General features: G+C 62.1%; 21 protein-coding genes. 2 read left to right on the top strand and 19 right to left on the bottom strand.

What is annotated here, in order from left to right; all coding sequences use genetic code 11:
- Positions 1-2: 2 nt before the first annotated feature.
- The 6 genes from solA to A6U87_RS15460 all read right to left on the bottom strand — a co-directional run bounded on the left by solA (position 3) and on the right by A6U87_RS15460 (position 5,853).
- Positions 3-1,163, bottom strand: coding sequence for an N-methyl-L-tryptophan oxidase (solA, locus tag A6U87_RS15485; RefSeq protein ID WP_065692121.1), 1,161 nt, complete (start codon positions 1,161-1,163; stop codon positions 3-5).
- A gap of 10 nt (positions 1,164-1,173) precedes the next feature.
- Positions 1,174-2,667 carry a histidine ammonia-lyase gene (hutH, locus tag A6U87_RS15480; protein ID WP_065692120.1) on the bottom strand — a complete coding sequence of 498 codons (1,494 nt, stop codon included), beginning with the start codon at positions 2,665-2,667 and terminating at the stop codon, positions 1,174-1,176.
- The gene (locus A6U87_RS15475; protein WP_065692119.1) at positions 2,664-3,440 is read right to left on the bottom strand and encodes an ABC transporter ATP-binding protein; all 777 of its coding nucleotides are present in this window, start codon (positions 3,438-3,440) and stop codon (positions 2,664-2,666) included. Before A6U87_RS15475 ends, hutH begins: the two co-directional genes overlap by 4 nt.
- A gap of 28 nt (positions 3,441-3,468) precedes the next feature.
- Positions 3,469-4,173 carry an ABC transporter permease gene (locus tag A6U87_RS15470; RefSeq protein WP_065692118.1) on the bottom strand — a complete coding sequence of 235 codons (705 nt, stop codon included), beginning with the start codon at positions 4,171-4,173 and terminating at the stop codon, positions 3,469-3,471.
- 10 nt (positions 4,174-4,183) lie between these two features.
- Positions 4,184-4,909: an ABC transporter permease gene (locus A6U87_RS15465; RefSeq protein WP_065692117.1), complete on the bottom strand. Its 726-nt coding sequence runs from the start codon at positions 4,907-4,909 to the stop codon at positions 4,184-4,186.
- 104 nt (positions 4,910-5,013) lie between these two features.
- Positions 5,014-5,853, bottom strand: coding sequence for a transporter substrate-binding domain-containing protein (locus A6U87_RS15460; RefSeq protein ID WP_065692116.1), 840 nt, complete (start codon positions 5,851-5,853; stop codon positions 5,014-5,016).
- A gap of 198 nt (positions 5,854-6,051) precedes the next feature.
- On the opposite strand from A6U87_RS15460, the gene hutC reads away from it, so the two are divergent.
- The gene (gene hutC, locus A6U87_RS15455; protein WP_065692115.1) at positions 6,052-6,807 is read left to right on the top strand and encodes a histidine utilization repressor; all 756 of its coding nucleotides are present in this window, start codon (positions 6,052-6,054) and stop codon (positions 6,805-6,807) included.
- A 43-nt stretch (positions 6,808-6,850) separates the two neighbouring features.
- Here hutC and A6U87_RS15450 read toward each other — a convergent pair whose 3' ends face one another.
- The 8 genes from A6U87_RS15450 to A6U87_RS15415 form a co-directional block, all read right to left on the bottom strand.
- Positions 6,851-7,660: a phosphate/phosphite/phosphonate ABC transporter substrate-binding protein gene (locus tag A6U87_RS15450; RefSeq protein WP_065692114.1), complete on the bottom strand. Its 810-nt coding sequence runs from the start codon at positions 7,658-7,660 to the stop codon at positions 6,851-6,853.
- Positions 7,661-7,723: 63 nt separating this feature from the next.
- Positions 7,724-8,578 (bottom strand): carboxylating nicotinate-nucleotide diphosphorylase, encoded by an 855-nt coding sequence (gene nadC, locus A6U87_RS15445; RefSeq protein WP_198928713.1) that lies wholly within the window; start codon positions 8,576-8,578, stop codon positions 7,724-7,726.
- Between the two features lies 1 nt (position 8,579).
- Positions 8,580-10,124, bottom strand: a complete 1,545-nt coding sequence (locus A6U87_RS15440) for an L-aspartate oxidase (RefSeq protein WP_065692113.1) — start codon at positions 10,122-10,124, stop codon at positions 8,580-8,582.
- Positions 10,121-11,092 (bottom strand): quinolinate synthase NadA, encoded by a 972-nt coding sequence (gene nadA, locus A6U87_RS15435; RefSeq protein ID WP_065692112.1) that lies wholly within the window; start codon positions 11,090-11,092, stop codon positions 10,121-10,123. The genes A6U87_RS15440 and nadA overlap by 4 nt, the downstream gene beginning before the upstream one ends.
- A gap of 69 nt (positions 11,093-11,161) precedes the next feature.
- The gene (locus A6U87_RS15430; RefSeq protein ID WP_065692111.1) at positions 11,162-12,064 is read right to left on the bottom strand and encodes a hypothetical protein; all 903 of its coding nucleotides are present in this window, start codon (positions 12,062-12,064) and stop codon (positions 11,162-11,164) included.
- A gap of 110 nt (positions 12,065-12,174) precedes the next feature.
- A complete protein-coding gene (locus tag A6U87_RS15425) occupies positions 12,175-13,287 on the bottom strand; it encodes an ABC transporter permease (protein ID WP_065692110.1) in 1,113 nt (370 codons plus the stop codon).
- A 2-nt stretch (positions 13,288-13,289) separates the two neighbouring features.
- The gene (gene rbbA, locus A6U87_RS15420; protein WP_065692109.1) at positions 13,290-16,055 is read right to left on the bottom strand and encodes a ribosome-associated ATPase/putative transporter RbbA; all 2,766 of its coding nucleotides are present in this window, start codon (positions 16,053-16,055) and stop codon (positions 13,290-13,292) included.
- A complete protein-coding gene (locus tag A6U87_RS15415; RefSeq protein WP_065692108.1) occupies positions 16,052-17,116 on the bottom strand; it encodes an HlyD family secretion protein in 1,065 nt (354 codons plus the stop codon). Before A6U87_RS15415 ends, rbbA begins: the two co-directional genes overlap by 4 nt.
- A gap of 226 nt (positions 17,117-17,342) precedes the next feature.
- On the opposite strand from A6U87_RS15415, the gene A6U87_RS15410 reads away from it, so the two are divergent.
- The gene (locus A6U87_RS15410) at positions 17,343-17,750 is read left to right on the top strand and encodes a helix-turn-helix domain-containing protein (RefSeq protein WP_065692107.1); all 408 of its coding nucleotides are present in this window, start codon (positions 17,343-17,345) and stop codon (positions 17,748-17,750) included.
- Positions 17,751-17,783: 33 nt separating this feature from the next.
- On the opposite strand, the gene A6U87_RS15405 is transcribed toward A6U87_RS15410, so the two are convergent.
- From A6U87_RS15405 to A6U87_RS15390, 5 genes are all read right to left on the bottom strand, one after another.
- On the bottom strand, positions 17,784-18,053 hold the full coding sequence (locus A6U87_RS15405) for a hypothetical protein (RefSeq protein ID WP_065692250.1): 270 nt from the start codon (positions 18,051-18,053) through the stop codon (positions 17,784-17,786).
- A 62-nt stretch (positions 18,054-18,115) separates the two neighbouring features.
- Positions 18,116-18,862 (bottom strand): TfuA-like protein, encoded by a 747-nt coding sequence (locus tag A6U87_RS15400; RefSeq protein ID WP_065692106.1) that lies wholly within the window; start codon positions 18,860-18,862, stop codon positions 18,116-18,118.
- A complete protein-coding gene (locus A6U87_RS15395) occupies positions 18,859-20,118 on the bottom strand; it encodes a YcaO-like family protein (RefSeq protein ID WP_065692105.1) in 1,260 nt (419 codons plus the stop codon). Before A6U87_RS15395 ends, A6U87_RS15400 begins: the two co-directional genes overlap by 4 nt.
- 11 nt (positions 20,119-20,129) lie before the next feature.
- Positions 20,130-20,267, bottom strand: coding sequence for a hypothetical protein (locus A6U87_RS30135; RefSeq protein WP_198928712.1), 138 nt, complete (start codon positions 20,265-20,267; stop codon positions 20,130-20,132).
- A 123-nt stretch (positions 20,268-20,390) separates the two neighbouring features.
- Positions 20,391-22,304, bottom strand: a complete 1,914-nt coding sequence (locus tag A6U87_RS15390) for a BTAD domain-containing putative transcriptional regulator (protein WP_083199430.1) — start codon at positions 22,302-22,304, stop codon at positions 20,391-20,393.
- Positions 22,305-22,457: the final 153 nt, after the last annotated feature.

The raw sequence follows: 22,457 nt of genomic DNA, 5'->3' as shown, positions 1-22,457 counted from the left end.
GATCAGGCCGCTTTTTGGTTTTCGATAAAGCGGTCCATCGCGGCGAAGGTGAAGGCATCCGTCGGCAGCGCGGTGCCCCCGTCCAGGGCGAGGTCCGCAAGGATTTCCCCGACGACGCTGGTGAACTTGAAGCCATGGCCGGAGCACGGAGACGCGACGACGACATTCGAATTGCCGGGAAGGAAGTCGAGCAGAAAATCCTCGCTCGGCAACATCGTGTAGCGGCAGGTCACGGCATTGACCCGTAAACCGGCGGCAGCCGGTACGCGCTTGGCGATGAAGCCGTCGAGCAGTGCCGTGTCGGCGTCGTTGACGGCAGGGTTCGGCTGGTTCGGATCGATCGGCTCACGGAAATGGGCATGTCGACCGACTTTCACACCATCGGCACCGATCGCCGGAAAGCCGAAATACGAACCATCGGATCCCTCGTCCCGGAGGAAGCAGGGCATTCGGTGCGGCTCCGTGGCGAAGCCGTCGCGCGGCTGGTACCAGGCGACAACCTGACGGATGGGAACGGCATGCGCCTTCAACGTTGGCGCCAGTTCGGCGATCCAGGATCCCGTTGCCACGATGACCTTGCGAGCCCGGTAGCGCCCAGCCGCCGAAAGGATGGTCACACCGCCATCGTCGGGCTCGATCGCGCTGACGCGCTCGCCAAAATGCAGAACGGCACCGTCTTGGGCAGCGAGTTTGAGATAACCCATCACGGCTGCTTCCGGCCGGAGATAGCCGCCTTGCGGATCGAGAACAGCGATATCGTCGCTGTCAAGCTGGAAGGCCGGAAAGCGGCGAGCCATCTCGGCCTTGTCCAACACCTCATGGGCGAGACCGTGCATCGCGCATGACGCGCGGGTACCGGTGACGATCTTGCTGTCGGGAGCACCGATCTGCAGGACGCCAGTGATCGTCAGGATATCGCTGCGAAGCCGCGCCTCCAGCGCACGCCAGTTCTGATAGGCGCGTCGCAGCAGCGGCACATAGGAAGGATCTTCGAAGTAGCCGAGGCGGATAAGGCGGCTGTCTCCGTGCGATGAGCTCAAGGCATGGGCCGGGAAATAGGCATCGATACCAATCGTCTTGACGCCACGCGCCGAAAGAAAGGCAAGGGCGGCGCTTCCCATCGCGCCAAGGCCGATCACGGCGACATCATATTCTGCGGTCATGCGGGTTCCTTCAGGCTGCTGCTGGTGGCACGGTGTCTGCAATGAGCGTTCGCAGCCTTTCCATATCGCCGGACAGGGGGCGATCATCCGCGTAATGCGAAACGGCAGCGCGCGCAACCGCGTGAACGGCATCCGTCCCACGGGCGCGTGATGCAGCCGGCGCCAGAAAGTCGTGCGCCTGCGCGGCTGCCATCAGTTCGATCGCAAGGATGTATTCGGCATTGTCGATCACCGAGAGCAGCTTGTTGGCTGCCGCCGTCGGATGGGCGAGAAAGTCCTCCTGCAAGCCTGAGGTCAGCCCGCCATCGAGCGCTGCGGGCGCTGCAAGGCGGCGGTTCTCATTGCTGAGGGCTGCTGCCGTGTATTGCGCAATCATGAAGCCCGAATTGCTTCCGGCATCACTCGCCAAAAACGGCGGCAAACCGCTGACCAGCGGGTTGACCAAGCGGTCCATCCGTCGCTCGCTCATCGCGGCGATCTGCGCTAGCGCAATGGCCAGGCTGTCGGCAGCCTGCGCCAGGGCCGGCGCGACGGCATGCGCCTCGGAAGAGACAACCGGGTTGTCGGCTGTCCCGGAAACGGCCGGGTTATCGGTAACGGAGGCCAGCTCCTGATCGACCACCTCGCCAGACCGCTCGAACACATCGCGGGCCGCGCCGTGGGCATGCGGCACCGAGCGCAGGCTCAGCGCATCCTGGGTGCGCCGGCCGATTGCAGCGGCAATCAGGCCGCTGCCCTCCAGGCGATGGCGCAGCGACGCGCCGACCTTTGCGATACCGGGCGACGGACGAAGGGCAAGCACGGCCTCGTCGAATGCGGCCATCTGGCAGCCGACCGCCTCAAGCGTCAGCGCGGCAATCGCGTCGGCCCAGTCAAGCAGCCGTTCGGCCCGCGCCATTGCGACGCTGGAGAGCCCCGTTGCGCAGGCTGTGCCGTTGACAAGGCTCAGGCCTTCCTTAGCGCCAAGAACCAAGGGCTGCAGACCGATGGCGTCCAGCGCCTCACGGCCATTCAGGGACCGGCCCGCAACGCGAGCGCGTCCCTCGCCGATCAGAACCAGCGCGGTATGGGCGTTGTGGGTGAGGTAGCCCGCGGATCCCTTCGATGGCACCTCGGGAATGCAGTCCTTGGTGAGAAACGCCAGGAGATGCCGAAGGATTTCCTGGCGTACGCCGGAATGGCCGTGCGCGAAATTGGCGACCTGCGCTGCAATAATCGCGCGGACCTCGCGGGCCTCGAGCAGGGGACCAACGCCGCAGGCATGGCTGAGGATGATATTGCGCGACAGCCGGCTCTGTGAAGCGCGGTCGACGACGGTGTCCGACAGTGCGCCGACGCCGGTGTTGACGCCGTAGGCGCGCACGCCGGTTTCAACAATGCGTTCAACGATGCGACTGGCATTGTCTACGCGATCCCAGGCACCGTGCGAAAGGGCAAGCTCTTCTCCCATGCCGACCCGCGCGATCTCGCGCCAGCCGAGCGTCCCCTCGATGCTGATGGTCATTGTCCGTTTCCGAAATGGCCGATGAACTGGCGGAAGGCCGGCGACGCGCCGCCGCCGAACATCTCGTCAGGCGCGCCGCTGCTCTCGACCAGCCCTTCCTTCATGAAGACGACGCGGTTGGAGACATTGCGGGCAAAGCTCATCTCATGCGTCACCACCAGCATGGTCATGCCTTCCTCGGCAAGGGCGCGCATGACGCGAAGCACTTCGCCGACGAGCTCCGGGTCGAGCGCCGAGGTGGGCTCGTCGAAGAGCATCACCTTCGGCTTCATGGCAAGCGCGCGCGCAATGGCGGCACGCTGTTGCTGGCCGCCGGACAGATGCGCGGGATAGGCATGCCGCTTGTCGGCAATACCCACCTTTTCGAGAAGGGCCTCGGCTTCGGCGATGGCTTCTGCGCGCGACCGCTTGAGAACATGGACCGGCCCCTCGATCACATTCTGCAGGATCGTCATGTGGGACCAGAGATTGAACGACTGGAAGACCATGCCGAGTTCGGAGCGAATGTGATCCACCTGCTTCTGGCTCGCCGGTCGGCTGACGCCGCCCTTGTGAATCATGCGGATCTCTTCACCGTCGACGAAGATGTCACCGTCGGATGCTATTTCCAACAGGTTGATACAGCGCAGGAAGGTCGACTTGCCGGAGCCGGAAGCGCCGAGCAGGGAAATGACGTCGCCGTCCTGTGCGTCGAGGGATATCCCGCGCAGAACTTCGTGTGTACCGAAGCTCTTGCGGATGTTGCGGACCGAAAGTCGGGTTACGCCAGGCATGAAAGCTCCAATCGTGTTCGTTTTGATCCTACGCCTTCAGCGCCGGCGGAATGGCGCGGCGGTGGCGCGAGAGCGAGTATTCGAGCAGGGACATCGCCTGCAGAATGATGAAGTTGAGAACGAGGTAGATGATGGCGGCGCACAGAAAGACTTCCATCGTCCGATAGGTCTGCGAAATCAGCCGCTGGGCGACGCCCGTAACCTCCCAGACCGTGACAAGGCTTGCCAGCGCGGTCGATTTCATCATCAGCACGATTTCGGTCGAATAGGCCGGAAGTGCATGGCGGAAAGCGATCGGCGCAAGGATACGCCGCACGAGGAGAGCCCCCGACATGCCGATCGAGCGGGCTGCCTCGATCTCGCGCGGGGAGACCGCGCGAATGCCGCCACGGAAGATTTCGGCTGAATAGCCTCCGGTGCAGAGCGCCAAAGAGAGGACGGCACAGACGAAAGGCTCACGCAGAAACGGCCACAGGAACGAATAGCGGATGAAGCCGAACTGGCCGAGGCCGTAGAACACCAGAAACATCTGGATGAGCAGCGGCGAGCCGCGAAAGACGAAAATGTAGCCCTTGGCGATCGCCGACAGGATCGGATTTCCGCCGACGCGCATCCACACGATCAGAAGGGCAAGAATGCCGCCGAAGGAGACGGAAAGTGAGAACAGCGCCAAGGTCATCGGAACGGCCTTGAGCAGGGTCATCATGGTCTGGGAGAGAAAAGCGAAATCCATTGTGCGATCCTCACGCCTTGCCCATGGCGGCCGTCGGCATGCTGCGATTGGCTCGCCGCTCGGCACCGTTGAAGACCCGGTCGGACAGGCTGGTCAGGACGAGATAGAGAATGCCACCGACGATGAAGAAGAGGAAATACTGGCGCGTGGAGCCGGCAGCGACCTGGCTGGTGCGCATCAGTTCCGCGAGCCCCGTCACTGAAATCAGTGCCGAGTCCTTAAGGCTGAGCTGCCAGACATTGCCGAGACCGGGGATGGCCAGTCGGAGAACTTGCGGGATGATGATCCGGCGAAAGCGAAGCCGCCGGGGCATTCCGATCGCCGATGCCGCCTCGAGTTCACCCCTGGAAATCGCGAGAAAGGAACCGCGAAAGACTTCCGCCTGATAGGCACCCGAGATGATGCCCACGGCCAGCGCACCGGCGATGAACGAGGGCATCCCGAGAAAGCCCTCATAGCCCATCGCCTTGCCGATCGAGGTCACGGCCGACGAACCGCCGAAATAGATCAGGTAAATGATCAGCAGTTCCGGAACACCGCGAAACACCGTGGTGTAGACGTTGCCGAGCGCGATCAGGATCGGCTGCCCGGAGAGCTTTGCCGCGGCGATGATCGCGCCGAGCACGGCACCGATCGCGAGCGCCGTTGCCGTGACGCAGAGCGTCATCAGCGCAGCGAGCAGAAGCAGCGCGCCCCAGCCACCGGAGCCGAATCCAATCAATTGCAAGATTGCCATACCGTGTTCCCCGCGCCCGTCCTTCTCGTGACGGTGTCAGAATAGCATGCGGTCCCCGGCGAGGAAGCCGGAGACCGGGACTGCCGGCTTGCGCCGGAAGCGCATTATTGCGGGCTGACGTCGACCTTGAACCACTTCATCGAGAGGTTCTTGACGGTGCCATCGGCAAGAGCTGACTTGATCGCTTCGTTGAGCTTGTCGCGCAGGTCGGTATCGGCCTGGCGAACACCGAGGCCTTCGCCCTCGCCCCAGATGGAGCCGACGATTTCAGGGCCAGTGAAGGCGAGCGAGTCGTTTGCGGACTGGAACGCATTGGCGAAATAGACCGCGTCATCGAAGCCAAGGTCGATACGGCCGTTCTGCAGGTCGAGATCGCGGTCGGCGCCGGTCTTGTATTCGCGGATCTCGGCGATGTCGCCGAAATTGTCGTAGACGAACTTGGCGTAAACGGTTGCGGCCTGGATACCGATCGTCTTGCCCTTGAAGGCTTCCTTCAGTGCGTCGATTTCCTTCACGCCGGTCTGGCCGGGCGTCATCTTGATGGTTGCGCCTGTGCCTGCGGCGTTTGCCAGTGGGCTATCCTTGGCGGTTGCGAAGGCAGCCGGGGTTGCCGCGTAAGGCACCGTGAAGCCGATGACCTTCTTGCGGTCTTCGGTGATCGACAGCGCGTCCATGATGACGTCGAACTTGCCGGCATTCAGCGCCGGGATCATGCCGTCCCAATCGGACGCCACGAGCTTGCAGTCGATCTTGGCGCGCTCGCAGAGAACCTTGGCCAGTTCCGGCTCAAAGCCACCGAGCGTGCCGTCGGCGTTGGTCATGTTCCAAGGCGCATAGGCGCCTTCGAGCGTGATGGTGGCGGTCTTCCAATCCTTTGCCGCCACCGGCGCGGCGAAGACCGAAAGCGCGATGGCGCTGGAAAGAAGAAGCGTATTGAATTTCATCGATGAAAATCTCCTCTGAATTGGCGATGACCTTGCGACCAAATGATACCGGTCTGCGCCGGCTTGCCCGATGTTCCGCTTTTTTGTTGAGCAGCTCCAATCGGGAGGTTGTATATGGTACCATATGAGATATTTTATGATATGCAAGTGGAAAGTCAGATTATCGAGCGGACTCGGCTGCTGCAAAAGGAATAGGCAATGAAGCGTCCCGGCGAGATGAAGCGCGAGCTTGCGGAAAACGATACCGCACCGCTCTATGCTGGTGTCAAGCAGATGATTCTCGACCGCATCCACAGCGGCGAGTGGCCGCCGAAGCATCGCGTACCCTCCGAAAACGAGCTCGTCTCGGAACTCGGCGTCAGCAAGATGACCGCCAACCGGGCGCTGCGCGAACTCGCCAACGAGGGCGAGCTGGTCCGCATCCAGGGCGTCGGCTCCTTCGTGGCCGAGCGCAAGGGCTATTCGGCGCTCTTCGAAGTGCGCAATATCGCTGACGAAATCGCCGAACGCGGCCACACACACGACGCTTCGATCATCGTCCTTGCCCAGGAGCCGGCCTCTCCTGAGATTGCCGATGCGCTTGAACTCGACATCGGCGCACCGGTGTTTCACTCGCTGATTGTCCATGCCGAAAACGGCGTCCCGGTGCAGATCGAGGATCGCTTCGTCAATCCGGCTGCCGCGCCCGACTATCTCGAGCAAGATTTCTCCTCGCTGACGCCGAACGCCTACCTCACCGCGGCAGCTCCGCTCAGCGGCTCCGAACACATCGTCGAGGCGGCCATGCCTCAGGCTTGGGAGTGCAAACTCCTGACGATCCTGCGAAGCGAGCCATGCCTGACAATCCGCCGCCGCACCTGGTCAGGCCTGCACATCGTCTCCACCGCGCGGTTGGTCTATCCCGGCCACCGCTACCGGCTGGAAACGCGAAGCGGCAAGATGTTCGAGGAATGACACCTATGTTGTATATGGAACATAGGTGTGTTTGCGATGTGGTTCAGGCGATCCTGGGATAGCCACGCGTGGCGGCCTGACGCTCGAAATCCAGAAGAGGCTCATAGTCGGCATCAGCGAGCTGCACGAAATCAGACAGCGAAAGAGTGTCGCGTGCGCTGGCCAAGGACGGTTCGGCGATTGCCGCCAGCAGCGCCTCGCGCAAGAGGCCAAGTTCCCGGTCCGTGGTCGCGGCCGCCGTTACGAAAGGCAGTCCGGGCCCGGGCTTCGTTTGGGCGAGGATCCGCAAGTTGGATACCCTTTGCGGGTCGAAGCGCTTGATCAGGCCATAGGTCACGCAGTCGATTGCTGCCACATCCGCCTGTCCGTTGGAGACCGCATCCATGCTGGCGCCGTGGCCACCGGTCTCTATCACCTCGGAGAAGAAGCGGCCGTTTTCCGCAAAGGGTGCAATTTCGGCACGAAAGAGGTTGCTGCCGGAATTGCTGTCGGGGCTATTGATCGCGGCTCGCGACCCGCGCAGGTCCTTGAGCGAACCCCATGCACTAGCTTGATGGACAATGATGAAGCTGCGCATCAAGGGGCCGTCGCAGCCCGGCAGGTCGTAGATGGGCGTTGCCACCAGCCTGACCCTACCGCGCAGCCGCGTCACATAGGGATAGCCGCAGGTCTGGGCCAGAAGCAGATCCGGCCGCAGCCATGCCGCGTCATGAGCGACAGACTGGTCCAGTTGCAACGGCGCATCAGGCAGGCCTGCCCTTTGCAGATAGACCTGCACAAAGGTCCAGAGGCTTCTGGTCGCCTCCAGTACGGGTGGCGGAGCGACATACATGGCAATACTGGCGAGACGCATCGGCGGACCTTCTTTGCAGAGAGCCGGAACGATAATCGCGTAGCGCCGGAATTGCCAACAATTTCAATTGGGCAGCATATCCAATCCAATGTCCAGCGTCGGCGCGCTGTGCGTGCACCAGCCGACCGATATCAGGTCCACGCCTGACGATGCGACCTCAGCCACCGTCGCCGGCGTGACACGCCCCGAGGCTTCGGTGATCGCGCGACCATCGACAATTGCAACGGCCTCTCGCAGCTGAGGCGGCGTCATGTTGTCGAGAAGGACGGCATCAACGCCTTCCGCCATGGCGTCGCGCAGCTGATCGAGCGTATCGACCTCGACCTCGATCTTGACCATATGGCCGACGCCCGCCTTGGCGCGGCGGATCGCTTCGCCGACCCCGCCGGCAATCGCCACGTGATTATCCTTGATGAGAACCGCGTCATGCAGCGCGAAGCGGTGGTTCATGCCGCCGCCGGCGCGAACGGCGTATTTCTCCAGGGCGCGCAGGCCAGGCGTGGTCTTGCGCGTACAGGCGATGGATGCCCTGGTGCCTTTCACCGCATCGACCAGTGTTGCGGTGACCGTGGCGATGCCGGAAAGGTGCCCCAGAAAATTCAAGGCTGTTCGCTCGCCGGTCAACAGGCCGCGCGAAGGGCCGCTGATGGTGGCGATGATGTCGCCGGGCTTGACGACCGAACCGTCTTCCAGATGTCGGCTCATGGTGATCGCAGGATCGACGAGTGAAAATGCCAGCTCAGCCGCATCGAGCCCGGCAATCACGCCGTTTTCGCGCGCCGCCATGACGAGTGAGGAGTGGTGATCCGCCGGAATGACCGCAGCGGAGGTGATGTCGCCCGCAAGACCCAGATCCTCGAGGAGGGCCGCACGCACGAGCGGCTCGATGATGAGGCGCGGAAGGGAAACGATGGTCATCTCAGGCACTCCGGGCAAATGAATGGGTTGTCGCACGCGCAATGTCGAGCGCATCCGAAAGCGTCAGACGCCGCCTTTCGGCGCTCTCGTGCTTCAGCGGGAAATCGGTGCGGGCGTGGGCTCCGCGCGATTCTGTCCGCAGCATCGCCGATACCGCGATCAGAAGCGCCACGATGGCGGGATCCGAACGCATCCCAGCACTCTCGGCCAACGGCAGCAGGGCGGTAACGGCCGCTTGGAGACCGCCGGCACTGCGCAACACGCCGAGTTGGCGCGAGACGATAGAACGAACCGCAGCAATGTCCGCGGCGGGCTTCAGGTGATGATCGCATGAAACACTGACGGCCGTGGGTCGCGAGATCACGCCGGCGATATCCTCGCCAGCGCGCAGGCCCATGACGGCAGCTTCCAGCAGGGAGTTGCTGGCAAGCCGATTAGCACCGTGGAGGCCGGTAGATGCGGCTTCGCCAACGACCCAGAGGCCGGCCACGGAACTCCGCGCTCTGAGATCCGTTGCCACGCCACCCATATGATAATGGGCGGCCGGGCGCACGGGAATGAGGTCGCGGCCCGGATCGATCGCCGCGACCCGGCAGATTTGATGAATGGTCGGGAAGCGTGAGGCAAAACGGCTCCCCAGCGCCTGTCGGGCATCGAGATAGACACGCCGGCCTTGCGACAGTTCGGCGCTGATTGCCCGCGCAACGACATCGCGCGGGGCAAGTTCGGCGCCCGCTACATCCGCCATGAAGCGATCGCCGCGATCATTGACGAGCAATGCCCCCTCGCCCCGCACCGCCTCGCTGATCAGCGCCAGCGGCCGGCGCGCGGAATCGAGACCCGTCGGATGGAATTGCACGAACTCCATGTCGGCCAGCATCGCTCCTGCCCGTGCCGCCAGCGCTATTCCCTGGCCGACGTTCAAAACGGGGTTTGTCGTTGCGTCGTAAAGGCCGCCGAGGCCACCGGTCGCGAGAACAACCTTGGAGGTCCGGATCACTGCGCTGTTTCCGCCGACAGACAGGAGTAGGCCAGCCACGGCCTCGTCGCCCATCAGGATTGCCCGCGCTTCCGCCCCTTCCAGTATCTTGATCGAGGGGGTAGTGGAAACGGCGCGCACGAGGGCGTTTACGATCGCGGCGCCCGATCCGTCGCCCGCGGAATGAACGATCCGGCGGCGTGAGTGGGCGGCTTCGAGCCCCAGCGCCCGCTGCCCGTTCGCGGCGCGATCGAAGTCCACGCCTTCCCGCTCCAGCGCCGCAATCACAGCCGGCCCCTCGGCAACAATGGCGGCTGCCGCCTGCGCATCGCAGAGGCCGTCGCCCGCCGCGAGCGTATCTGCCAGATGCAGACCGGTGCTGTCATCGGCACCAAGCGCCGCGGCGATGCCACCCTGCGCCCACGCGCTCGAGCTTTCGGCGCCGAGTGCTGCGCGGGTCACGATAACGACGGGCTGCGGCGCCAGCGTCAACGCGGTCATCAGCCCCGCCAGGCCGCTGCCGACAATCACTACATGGTCGGCAAACTCGCCAAGGGTGACGGTCATATCGCCAGCATCCGCTCGACGGCCCGACGCGCGGCGACCGCGACAGCGGGATCAACCGTGACTTCGTGCCGGTTCTCTTCCAGCGCCGTGCGGATGTTCGAAAGCGTAATACGCTTCATGTGAGGGCAGAGATTGCAGGGACGGATGAATTCGACATCTGGATGGTGAACGGCGACGTTGTCGCTCATCGAGCATTCGGTCAGGAGCACCACGCGTGCCGGCTTCCTGTTGGCGACGTAGTCGGACATCACAGCGGTCGAGCCGGCGAAATCGGCTTCCGCTACGACATCCGGCGGACACTCGGGATGCGCAAGCACCAGCACGCCGGGATGGTTCTCACGCAGCTGGCGAACGTCGGCGGCGGTGAAGAGTTCATGCACTTCGCAGTGGCCGTGCCATGCGAGAATCTCGACGTTGGTTTCCCGGGCGACGTTGCGCGCGAGATATTCGTCCGGGATCATCAGCACCCGTGGCACGCCGAGCGACTCGACAACCTGCTTGGCGTTGCCTGACGTGCAGCAGATGTCGGATGCAGCCTTCACGGCTGCCGAGGTGTTGACGTAGGTAATGATAGGCACACCGGGATGGGTCTGGCGCAAAAGCGCGACATCATCCGGCGTGATCGAATCCGCCAGCGAACAGCCTGCCCCCATGTCGGGTATGAGAACCGTCTTGCCGGGATTGAGAAGCTTTGCCGTCTCGGCCATGAAATGCACGCCGGCAAGGACGATCACATCCGCATCGACCTCGATTGCCTTACGCGCCAGAGCCAGACTGTCGCCGACGATATCGGCCACCCCATGGAAGATTTCCGGTGTCTGGTAGTTGTGAGCGAGGATGACGGCGTTGCGCTCGCGCTTCAGCCGGAGGATCGCATTCACATCTTCCTCGAAGGACATCCACTCCGCCTTCGGAATGACGCGGCTGACCCGCTCGTAGAGCGAGGATGCGGAAACGGGATGGTTCATGGCCGACTCCTATTTATACTCGATTTGAGTATATTATCGGCAAATAGATATTCTCGTTATGAGCATATGTCAATTGCGGGAGAGCGGCAATTTCGATCCGGCCAGAGCGCGTTCCTCGAGAACCGCGCGACGATAGCGAAACAGCTTGGCGGGTCGCCCGCCGGTCTCGCTTTCGGTTTCGCCGGTTTCCTCGACCAGCTCCTGCAACTCGACCAGGCGGCGAAAGTTCTGCTTGTGCAGCGTCAGGCCGGCAAGGGCTTCGACGGTCCGTTGCAGCTGCAGCAGCGTGAAGCTATCCGGCATCAACTCGAAGACGACGGGGCGGTACTTGATCTTGGCGCGCAATCTCGCAATGCCGGTGGCGAGAATGCGCCGGTGATCGGCAAACATTGCCCGGCCGGGGTTGAGCGCGGGCGTCGCTCCGGCCTCGGCCACAATTCCCGCCTCATAAAGCAGCTCGTAGCGTTGCAGCACGAGATCCTCGTTCCAGCCGGCCTCGCCGAACCCGAATGCAAAGGCGGCGCGGCGCAGGCGTCCGTCGCGCCGTGTCGGATCATTTTGCGCCCACGCCTCTAGGCGCGCTGAAAGCTCCTCCAGGATCGCCGGTGCGCCGGCGCGCCGGTCTTCCCATGGAAAATATTCGTACCAGCCATGCCAGCCCGGCCGGCCGGCGCCTGGGGCAGCCTGTTCGCGCACGAGGCCGAGGTAGCTGATCGAAATCGTCCGCCCGCCGAGGATCTCGTTGTTCCGATCACGGTCGGCGAATGTATAGAGCTGCTCGAGGTAGCCGACAGGATGGGCCGTCTGCTCCTGCACCCATTCTCTGAGCCCGCTCTGGAGCGTGCGGTGCCCCATCTCGAACGGACCCGACGGCAGGGCGTCACCCGAACGGATGGTCATGACCCGTGGCTCGCCGCCAGTGACGGCGGCCAGTACTGCAATCAATTCGGCGTGTGCAAATCCAATCGTCAAGGAAGCTGCGAATCCTGTTTGTGTCGAACAGACAATCTCTGACACAGGCGGCGGCCACGCAAAAGTGTGGCCGTGCACCAACCAACTGACTTCAGGCGATTCCCGACGATCTACCGCAGGAACTGGCGGAAACGGCGCAAAGAAAAATGGAAGAAAATGGCGCCGATGCCGAGTAGCGCCGCCAGCTGCGGCCACACGACACTGAAGCCTGCTGCCCGAAACAGGACCGCCTGCGACAGGATGACGAAATGCGTGTTCGGCGCCGCGAGCATGATATGCTGGATAATCGCAGGCATGCTCTCGCGCGGCGTCGTCCCGCCGGAAAGCATCTGCAGCGGGATCAGCACGAGCATCAGCAACAGGCCGAATTGCGGCATTGAGCCCGCCACTGTTGCCAGGAAGATCCCCATGCAGGTCATGGCAAACACATCAAGGATCGTGCCGATCGCAAAGAGCGTGAACGACCCTTCGATCGGCACCTCCAGCAGCCCCTGAATGACGACAATCAGCGAAAAGAGCGAGGCGCCGACCACCACCAGGCCCATCGACCAGATCTTGCTCAGCATGATCTCAAGCGGCGTTACCGGCATGACGAGCAAATGCTCGATCGTTCCATGTTCCCGTTCGCGGATGAGTGCTGCCCCGGTCAGGATGATCGACAGCATCGTGATCGACGAGATCAGGTTGTTGATCGAACTGAACCAGCCCTTGTCGAGCTGCGGATTGAACCGTGCCCGCAGGGCGAGATCGACTGGTACGGGGGTCTCCCCGCGATAGCGGTTGACGAACTCGTTGACCTCGCCAGCGACGATCGACTGCACATAGCCGCTGCCGGTGAACGCCTGGGAGATGCGCGTCGCATCGACATTCAACTGGATCGAAGGGGATCGACCGGCGAGCACGTCACGCTGGAAATTCGGTGGAATGTCGAGCGCGAACGTATCGAGGCCTGCATCCATCCGCTTGTCCACCTCGGATAGCGTGATCAGGCGGGGGACGACGAAATAGGGCGGATAGAATGCGGTGATGATGCGCGAGGAAATCGGCGACTGGTCCTCGTCGACGATCGAGATCGCGGCGCGGTTGAGCGTTTCCGGTGCCGATTTCGAGGATGTGTAGATCGAAAGCGTGAAGGCGTAGACGATGAGGATGAGGAGCATGGGATCGCGCACCAGCCCCCAAAGCTCCTTCACTCCAAGCCGGTAAACGCTGGATAACCTCATCGTCAATCCGCCTGTTTCTTCAAGAGAAGCGCGCCCAGCGTGAGCAGCACCGGTATGGCGATAATCAAGGGAATGAATGATCCGGCGAGATCGCTGAAATCGAGCGCCTTTGAGAAGGTGCCGCGCGAGATCGTCACGAAGTAGGAAGCCGGGTAGATCTTGCCAATGATCGCGCCAGCACCTTCAAGCGCCGAGACGGGATCGATCAATCCGGAATATTGCACCGCCGGGATCATAGTGATCAGCGCCGTTCCGAAGATGGCGGCGATCTGGCTCGCCATGAAGGCGGAGATGACAAGGCCGATACTTGTCGTCACCGTCACGTAAAGCAGGGCCGCCAGCGTGTAGGTCAATAGGCTGCCGGTAAACGGGACGCGGAAGATGAATACCGCAAAGGCCGTCAGCATGACGAAATTCAGCATGGCCAATGCAATGTAGGGAAGCTGCTTGCCGAACAAGAATTCGACGCGGGTCACCGGCGTCACGTAGAAATTGATGATCGAACCGAGCTCTTTTTCCCGCACCACGCTCAGTGCCGCGAGCATGGCGGGAATGATCAGCAGAAGCAGCGGAATGACACCGGGCACCATCGCCACCAGGCTCTGGACATCGGGATTATACCTGTAGCGGATATCGAGTTGGAAATTGCCGCTAGCGGCTGCGGAGCCCTGAATTTGCTGGGCCTTCTTCGCCAGCCATTCCGAATGCATCCCCTGCACGTAGCCGCGCACGGTCTCCGCCCGGCTCGGCATTGCGCCATCGATCCACGCACCAACCTCGACGCTGCGACCGCGTGAGACGTCCCGACCGAAGCCCGGCGGAATCTCGATGGCAAGCGCCAGTTCTCCTGCGCGCATGCGCCGATCCATATCGGTGTAGTCGAGGATCGGCGATTTCTCCTCGAAGTATCGCGATCCCGAGATCTGCGTCACATAGTCCTGGCTGATCGAGGTGTCGTCGCGATCCAGGACGGCAAAGGAGAGATTCTCCACATCCATGTTGATGCCGTAACCGATGACGAACATCAGGATGACGCTGCCGACGATGGCCAGGGTGGCGCGGATGGGGTCGCGCTGCAGTTCCAGCGCTTCACGCCTCGTATAGGCGAACATTCTGCGGAAATCGAAGAACTGCCTGCGACGGCTGCCGGGCGAAGCAATTTCGGTGCTGTCAGCGACGGTGAGATCAGGTGGCGCGGCATCCTTCGTTCCGATGGCATCCTCGAGATAGGCGACGAACGCCTCCTCTAGCGTTGCCGCCGACCGCTTTTCGACGATCGCCGCGGGCGTGTCGCTGATCAGCACCTTGCCGGCATGCATCAGCGATATGCGATCGCAGAGCGCTGCCTCGTTCATGAAGTGTGTGGAGACGAAGATCGTTACATTGTCCTTGCGCGACAGGTCCGAGAGGATCTGCCAGAAATTGTCGCGCGCCACCGGGTCGACACCCGATGTCGGCTCGTCGAGGATCAGGATATCTGGCGAGTGGATCATCGCTACCGCGAGCGACAGGCGCTGGCGAATGCCGAGCGGCAGCGCGTCGGGCAAGGCCTCCATCACGTCCGCGAGATCGAAACGCCGCATGGTCTCATCAATGCGCGCCGGGATGACGGCCGGATCCATGCTGAAAAGCCGGGCATGGAGATCGAGGTTCTGCCGCACCGTCAGCTCGGTATAAAGCGAGAAAGCCTGCGACATATACCCGACGCGACGGCGCACCTCGAGATCGTTCGGATCGACCTCGTGGCCAAATATGCGCGCCTTGCCCTCGCTCGCGGGCAGAAGGCCGGTCAGCATCTTCATTGTCGTCGTCTTGCCGCAGCCGTTCGACCCCAGGAAGCCGAAGATTTCGCCGCGCTCGATGCGGAAGCTGACATCGTCGACGGCCGTGTAGCTGCCGAAACGCATGGTCAGATGCTCGGCCTCGATGGCAATTTCCGCCCGGTCGCCGACCGATCGCGGCGGCATGATCACCTCGGTATGCCCCTGGCGTTTCTCCTGCGGAAGCAAGGCGACAAAGGCCGCGTCGAGATTGGTTGTCGCCGTCTTTGTCAGCAGTTCCGCAGGCGTACCCGTCGCCAGGATTTTCCCCGCATCCATCGCCACCAGCCAGTCGAAGCGGGCGGCTTCCTCCATGTAGGCCGTCGCGACGATGACGCTCATGCCGGGCCGGCTGAGCCGGATATTGTCGATCAGCTCCCAGAACTGTCGGCGAGAGAGCGGATCGACACCTGTCGTCGGCTCGTCGAGGATCAGCAGATCCGGATCGTGGATCAGTGCGCAGCACAGGCTGAGCTTCTGCTTCATGCCGCCGGAGAGTTTTCCCGCTGGTCTGTCCGCAAAATCACTGAGGCCGGTTCCCTTGAGCAATCCGGCAATGCGCCGCTCGCGCTCCTCCCTGCCCTGCCCGAACAGCCGGCCGAAAAAGTCGACGTTTTCGAAGACAGAGAGGGTGGGATAGAGGTTCTTGCCAAGACCTTGCGGCATATAGGCGATGCGCGGCGAGGTAGTGCGCCGGTGCGTGGCATCGGCGATGTCGCCACCCAGCACCTCGACGTGTCCCTTCTGGACTACGCGGGCACCTGCAATCATCGACAGGAGGCTCGACTTGCCAACGCCATCCGGGCCGATGAAGCCCACCATGCGATCGGCTGGTATTTCGAGATTGATCGCGTCGAGCGCCTGAACCTTGCCATAGGCCAGGCCGACCCCGTCCAGGCGGGCCACGAAACCCGCCTGCTTGATCGCTACAGGCGGCGTGGCACTCATTGGACCACCGGTCCGGCGATATGGGCCGGCCATTCGGCCTTGGGATCAAGCTGCACGTAGGCCATGCCCGGCAGCCCCGTCTTCACCAGCTGGATGTATTTCCGCAGCAGTTCCGCGGGGATCCTCGCCTTCACGCGAAACATCAGCTTCTGGCGCTCTTCAGCTGTTTCCACGGTCTTCGGCGTGAACTGAGCGACATCGGCAACGAAGGTGGCCTTGGCAGGGATGATGTATTTGGGTGCGGCGTCGAGAACGAGCCGAACGTCCGCCCCCAGCGGAACCCTGCCGGCCTGGTCCGTCGGCAGGAAGAACGTCATATAGACATCGCTGAGATCGACAAGGTTCAGGACGCGCCCGCCGGCCGCCAGGACTTCGCCCGGCTGCGCCACACGGTACTGCACCCGCCCGTCGCGGGGCGATGTGAGCACGCTATCGGTAATGTCGGCGGCAATGCTTTCAATGGCAGCCTTTGCGGCGTCGACGGCAGCCTCGGCATCGACCACCTGGGCCTTGGAAGCAGTAATGGCTGCGTCAGCAGCGGCAAGTTGTGCCTGTGCGGCCGCCACGGCTGCCTGTGCACCGCGCTCGGCGGCACGATCGTCATCCAGCGTCTGCTGTGCGATCGTATTGTTTTTTTGAAGCTGCTCGGATCGGGCCAGCTTGATCTCTGCGGCATGAGCCTCTGCCTGCCGCTGCTCGACCAATGCTGCCGCTGCTTCCTGTTCCGCCTGGCGCTGCTTCACCAGACTGTTCGCGGTATCGACGCCGATGGATGCACGGCGAAGCTGCGCCTCGGCCTGGCGGCGCTGGGCCTCGAGTTGTTCGGTATCCATCCGCGCGAGGACCTGCCCAGCCGTGACAAAGTCGCCCTCATTGACCACGATTTCACGAATTCGACCCGCCGTCTTGGTGGAGATGTCGATCTCGGTCGCCTCGATGCGTCCGTTCCCGGCGGCAATGCCATCCGGGAGGCCGCTATTGGCGAATTTCTGCCACGTGTAATACCCGGCAACTGCCACGACAGCGAGTACGACGATCCAAAGCCATTTCCGAGCAATCATGAGCGCCCCTATTCGACAAAGACACAAAAGACGATCTGCGGTTGATTTCGAAACTAGCAGAATAAACGGTTCGCACAATTCTGCTTCAGCTGAATGTCAGCTGGATCAGGCACATCCTCGGGGCGAACAAAATTGGAGGAGAACAATTGATCCGTTCAAATATCTTCGATAGGTTGTCTGATGGCATAATAGTCGCGCCACAACCGGCGTTGAAAGGATTAAGACAATGAAAGATGGGCCTCACCTGGTGGACGTGCACGTCGGCAAGACGATTCGCATCAAGCGCTTGATGCGCAAGGTCTCTCAAACCGAGCTTGGCGATCGCGTCGGCGTTACCTTCCAGCAGATCCAGAAGTACGAAAAAGGCTCGAACCGCGTTTCGGCGAGCATGCTCGTCGAGATCGCAGGCGCCCTGGATGTTGACGTCCGCTCGTTCTTCGAGGATCTGTCGGCTCCCGGCACGGCAAACGACAATCCTACGCCGAGCGAAGAGTTCGTTGTTTCTCGCGATGGCGTTCTCTTGAACGCTGCCTTCCTGTCGATCAAGAACGAACAGATCCGTAAAAAGATCGTCAAGCTCGTTCAGGCCATCGCCGGCATGGAGCAGACCGAGGAAAGCGAAGCCGCCGAATAACGCGGCTTCTCCTCACCGGCGAAATCTTCCGTTCTAGTGGCAGTCGAGAAGGACCAGGTTTTTGCTGGCATCCTTGAGGGCAATCTTTGTCTTCGTTCCGATCAGCTTCTCGAGATTGACGTCGAGTTCTCGTTCGGGATCGATGCCATCCCAATCGATGACGACCTGTAGCAGAGCCATGTTGGCAAGGTGCGCCAGATTGCGCAGCTTGAGCTTTTCGGCTTCGTCCTTGGCAGCCGATAGCAAGCGGAATATCCGCGCATACTCGCTGCCTGTGCCTTCGTCATTCGTGTGAACATTCATGATAGCCGCCTTCCCCGATGCCATGAGGGCTCCAGTCCTGATGTCATCATTCATCGAGAGCGTTATTCGAGCGTTACAGGCGTGACCGCGCCCGTGACTTCCGCCCTCAACGTCTCCCAATGGGAGGTTGCGGCAAAGCCCCAGCTGCGTTCCTTCTCGCCCAGTTCCGCATCCTGCAGGTAACGCAGAACGTACTCGGCATCCGCGCGCTTGCGCTCGACCTTATTCGAACGAATGAGACGCAGTATCTCGCGGCCGCGCCCCTCGCCCGTAAAGCTGCAGGCGTCGATAGCCTTTGGATAGGTCCGCTCGGAGAAGTGCAAGGCACGACCGGCAAGCACTAGCATCTTGGCCTCGCCTGCGGACAGGGCGCCGTCACGATGCAGCCGTTCGATGGTGGGCAGATAATCGACCCACGGAATGGACAGCGGCAGCCAGCCGAGCTCTTCGGGCGCGTGGACCAGCGCCACTGCCTCGTCGTCGATCAATCGCCCGTCCGCATAGTCCTCATAGATCGTGCCCAGCCCGACCATGCCGAAGGCGGAACACTCGGCGGCGCGCAAGGCGCCCATGCTGGCGCCCCCGGCCACGATGACATTATTCTGCAGGGCGTAGAGGATTTCCTTGTGCCAAACGGAGGGCACTTCACCGAAATAGCCGTCAACAATGCCGATCGCACGGGCGCCGTCCTGTACGGCCTGCAGGATGTCGCCACGCGCCGCGGGCCCTCGGAATTCGATCGACGGGTGGGCTGCGCGCAGTTTGGACATATCGGCTCCGAAGCTCGGGCCTGCGAAGATCACTTTCATTGCTGGACTCCCTGCATGGCTCCAACGGCGCGCAGGCCGAGCTGGATGAACTCGCCGCTCACGTCCACCTCAAGGCCCGGAACGATCATCCGCACGACAGTTACGGGCAGCCGTGGGTGCTCCAGGGGTACTGCCACGACCTGCTCGATCCCGCGTGCCTGCAGGCGCTCGAGAATGTGATGGATGTTTTCCTGAATGCTGCGTGACGTCGGCTCGAAATCGAACCGGGGCGCAACCGGCTTCTCATCGCACAGGCTGATCAGCTGCTGCATCGGACCGTCGGCGTCGAGCCTCTGGTAAAGGCGAGGCGAAAAGTCATCGCGGCTGCCGGCAATCGCCGTCAATCGGCTCTGCGCCGCTTCGGTGATGGCCCGGAGCGCCGCCCGGATGGGGTCGGGATGGCAGCCGCAACCGCCGCAAACCTGTGTCCAGCGCGCGTCGACGCGATCGCCAAGATTGTCAGGAATGATGACCGCGAGGTAGCTGGGAACACCGATATCGGTCGTCATGTCGATCAGGAGGATCCGCATACCGGCTCGTGTGATGCGATCGACGACGATGTCGAGCACCGGATCGCCGAACGCCGCGGGATCGATCCGCGATCCACGCAGGTGTTCGTGGGGTCGAAGCTGAGTCAAAGCCCAGGCGTCTCGCTCGACGAGCTCACACAGGCCATGAAGCACGGCTTCGGCCGGCCGGTTCCCCGAGGCAAGACCGTCGCTGGATTGCTCGAACCCGGAAGGGCGCGTGCCGCGGTGATCGAGACCAACCAGCGACCAAGGCACGAAGACGGGGCGGTTGGAAACGATGTCGAGCCCTTCGCACCACTCAAGCGGCGCATCGCCAATATCGGATGGAACACACCGCGCGACTGAATCGAGATCGATCATCGGCGCGCGTTCGGCCTTCATGCTGGCCAAGGTGGCCACGATCAGCTCGTCCGGACGGATTTCGGCAACGCGGGTCTCGACCGCCTCCATGGCGGCGGAGGTCATCGCGGCTTCCTCGTCGATGCCCTTTCCCTGGAACACTGAGAGCGTGTAGCTATTCGGCCGCGTTGCAAAGGCGACCGGAATGTCGAGCAGGTCGAGGGCCGTCAAAAGGCCGACCCGCGTTATTCCCAACTCGGCAAAATGCGGCTTGATCGCCGCGAATGTCTGTCCAGGCGTCAAAGAGCGATCGTTATAGGCATTGATTCCGGTCGCTGATTGGCTGAGGTCCCCCGCCAAGCGCTCAAGTGCGATCTGGACAGACATTCGCTTGAACCTCAACGGAACTTCAGGGCGTGAACGATGCTGGCCGTTGCGTTCGTGTCGAACTGAACGGAATCCTGCTTCAGAACAGCCTGTGCGGCGGCGGAAAGACGAACTGCAGACGAAGCCGGCTTGATTTCGGTGGTGGTCATCTCTTGTCTCCTACGGAAAGCAGCATTTTTGCTGCGGGCAGGGACAAGATGCATAGGCGGCGTTATTCCGGCGTGACTGAGATCAGCGCCTGGAGAGAGTGTTGGCGGCCTAGGTGTAACAGTTCAGGACAGTCCGGCCATTCGAAGCCCGTCGATCAATTGGCGGGTGTCCTCGGGATTGCGATCTGGCACGAACCGCCAGACATCGTCCGTGCGAAAATCGGGGAAATTTTCGAGCACGATCGAGGCGTAATGCGCCGCCGATTTCAGGTCGCCGTTCTTGGCATGGGCGGCGGCCAACAGCCGGGAGGTTGCCGGCCGATGCTTGACGCGGTCGAGCACCTCGATTGCCTTCGGGTAGTTTTCCTGCACGAAATGAATGCCGCCGAGGTTCCAGTAGTAATAGTCCGGTGGCAGCGGATTGAGCTTGAGTGCCGCCAGGCTGAGGTCCAGCGCCCGATCGCTCTGGCCGTCGTGAAGCAGGGCATCGGCATGATCGGCCAGAATATCGGCATCGTTCGGATTGAGCATCTGCGCTTCGGCGAAGAAGTCGAGGCTATCGGCGAAGCGGCGGCGATAAAGGGCGACGAAGCCCAGTTCGCGCATCGCTCGGCCACTGTTCGGATCACTCTCCCGAGCGAGCCACGCGGATCGATCGGCCTCTTCCAGCAGGTCCGTGTCCTTCATGCCGCGAACCAGCCACTCCATGCCCAGCACGCGAGCCATTCCCGCATGTGCCGAGGAGAACCTGTCATGGCGGGCAAGCGAGGATTTGAACCACTTCCGGGCTTGCCTCAGATGCTGCAGGTCGGTCTTCGAAACGAGCCGTTTGCCCTCCAGATAGAGACGATAGGCTGACGGATTGGTGTCGCTCATCATATCGCTGAGCTCGCGCCGCTCGATCGTATCGGCGAGTGTCATGGCGATACGTCGCGCGAGCTGGCTGAACGATTGAGTCACCTTGTTCATGGCCAGCGGCAGCTCGATCGCCCAAAGGACCTCAGCCGTCGAGGTTTTCGTCAACCGGCAGCTCGCGAAGATATCGTCGTCGCGGCCGTGGATCGTCACGTAGACCGTATAATCGAAGCGAAGTTCCTGCGGCGTCGGTTGCATGGCGCCGTCGGCAAGGCTGCGGTGCAGGATCTCGACGCTTGTGTGGGCGGCGATCACCTTGAATCCGCGCTGTTGGCTCAAGCTGATCGTGACATCTTCAAGCAGCGCGCGGCCGACGCGGTTGAGCAACGGATCGGACAAAATTGTCTCTGGCGGGAGAATGAGAACGCGCGGCTGCCCAACCGGATCACCGGGCTGGTGCCCGACAACCGGCGCCTGGGCTGCAAAGGCGGCCGGGGCGATGATGCCGAGTTCCCGCGCGACGGCCTGCGTCGCTGCATCGGGTTCCGTGTCATACTCGGTCTTCAGCTCATTGCGGCAGCGGAAATAGGCCTGTCGTGCCGACACGCCATCACCCGCCGCTGCGTGGGCGCGCATCAGGGCGCGGCAGGCGACCTCGTGGGAAGGGTCGCTCTTTACAAGCAGCTCCGCAAGCATCACGACATCTGCCAGGGTCCGCTTCTGCGGCATCTCAAGCAGCGTGACGATGTGGGCGTCGCGGCGCTCGGCCACGCGTCGACGCTCCATGGTGATCCATTCGTCCGCTTCCATCGTGGGCGCGCGGAAGCTCTCTAGGAAATCTCCCTGAAGCAGGCTCCAGTCGCCCCGCTCAAGTGGCGCCGGGGCGTCGCACAGCAGCTGTACGTCGACGGGCCAACTCTCCACCTCAAAGGCAAGGTGAGTATTGGTCGCCCTGACAAGACGCGGCAGCTCTTCAGGTACGCTGCGATCCAGGCGGGTCAACAGTTGCCGGAGACTGCCGGCGCGTTGCTTCGACACGTCCGATTGCCACAAAATGCCGCGAAGTGTTTCTCGATCCATGCTGTGATCGGGAGAAGCAACAAGCAATGCCAGCAGCGGATAGGCTTTCTCGGGCAAGGGAATTTCCTGGCCGTGCGCGAAAAGCGCGGGCCTTCCAAGCAACCGAAGAAGACGGCTCTGCTGATCTGCCGGTGTCACTGACAACTCGCTATTGGCTAATCCAAAGCGACTATAGAGACAAACCAGATCAACGCAAAACGATTATGGAGAATCGGTTGAAATTTTCAACCGCTGAGTGCCCTTTGGTCGTGCACG

It is taken from the genome of Rhizobium sp. AC44/96, assembly GCF_001692185.1.
In the GTDB taxonomy this organism is placed as follows: Bacteria; Pseudomonadota; Alphaproteobacteria; order Rhizobiales; family Rhizobiaceae; genus Rhizobium.
The sequence above is the reverse complement of the archived record's forward strand: the minus strand, read 5'-3'. Positions and strand labels throughout refer to the sequence as shown.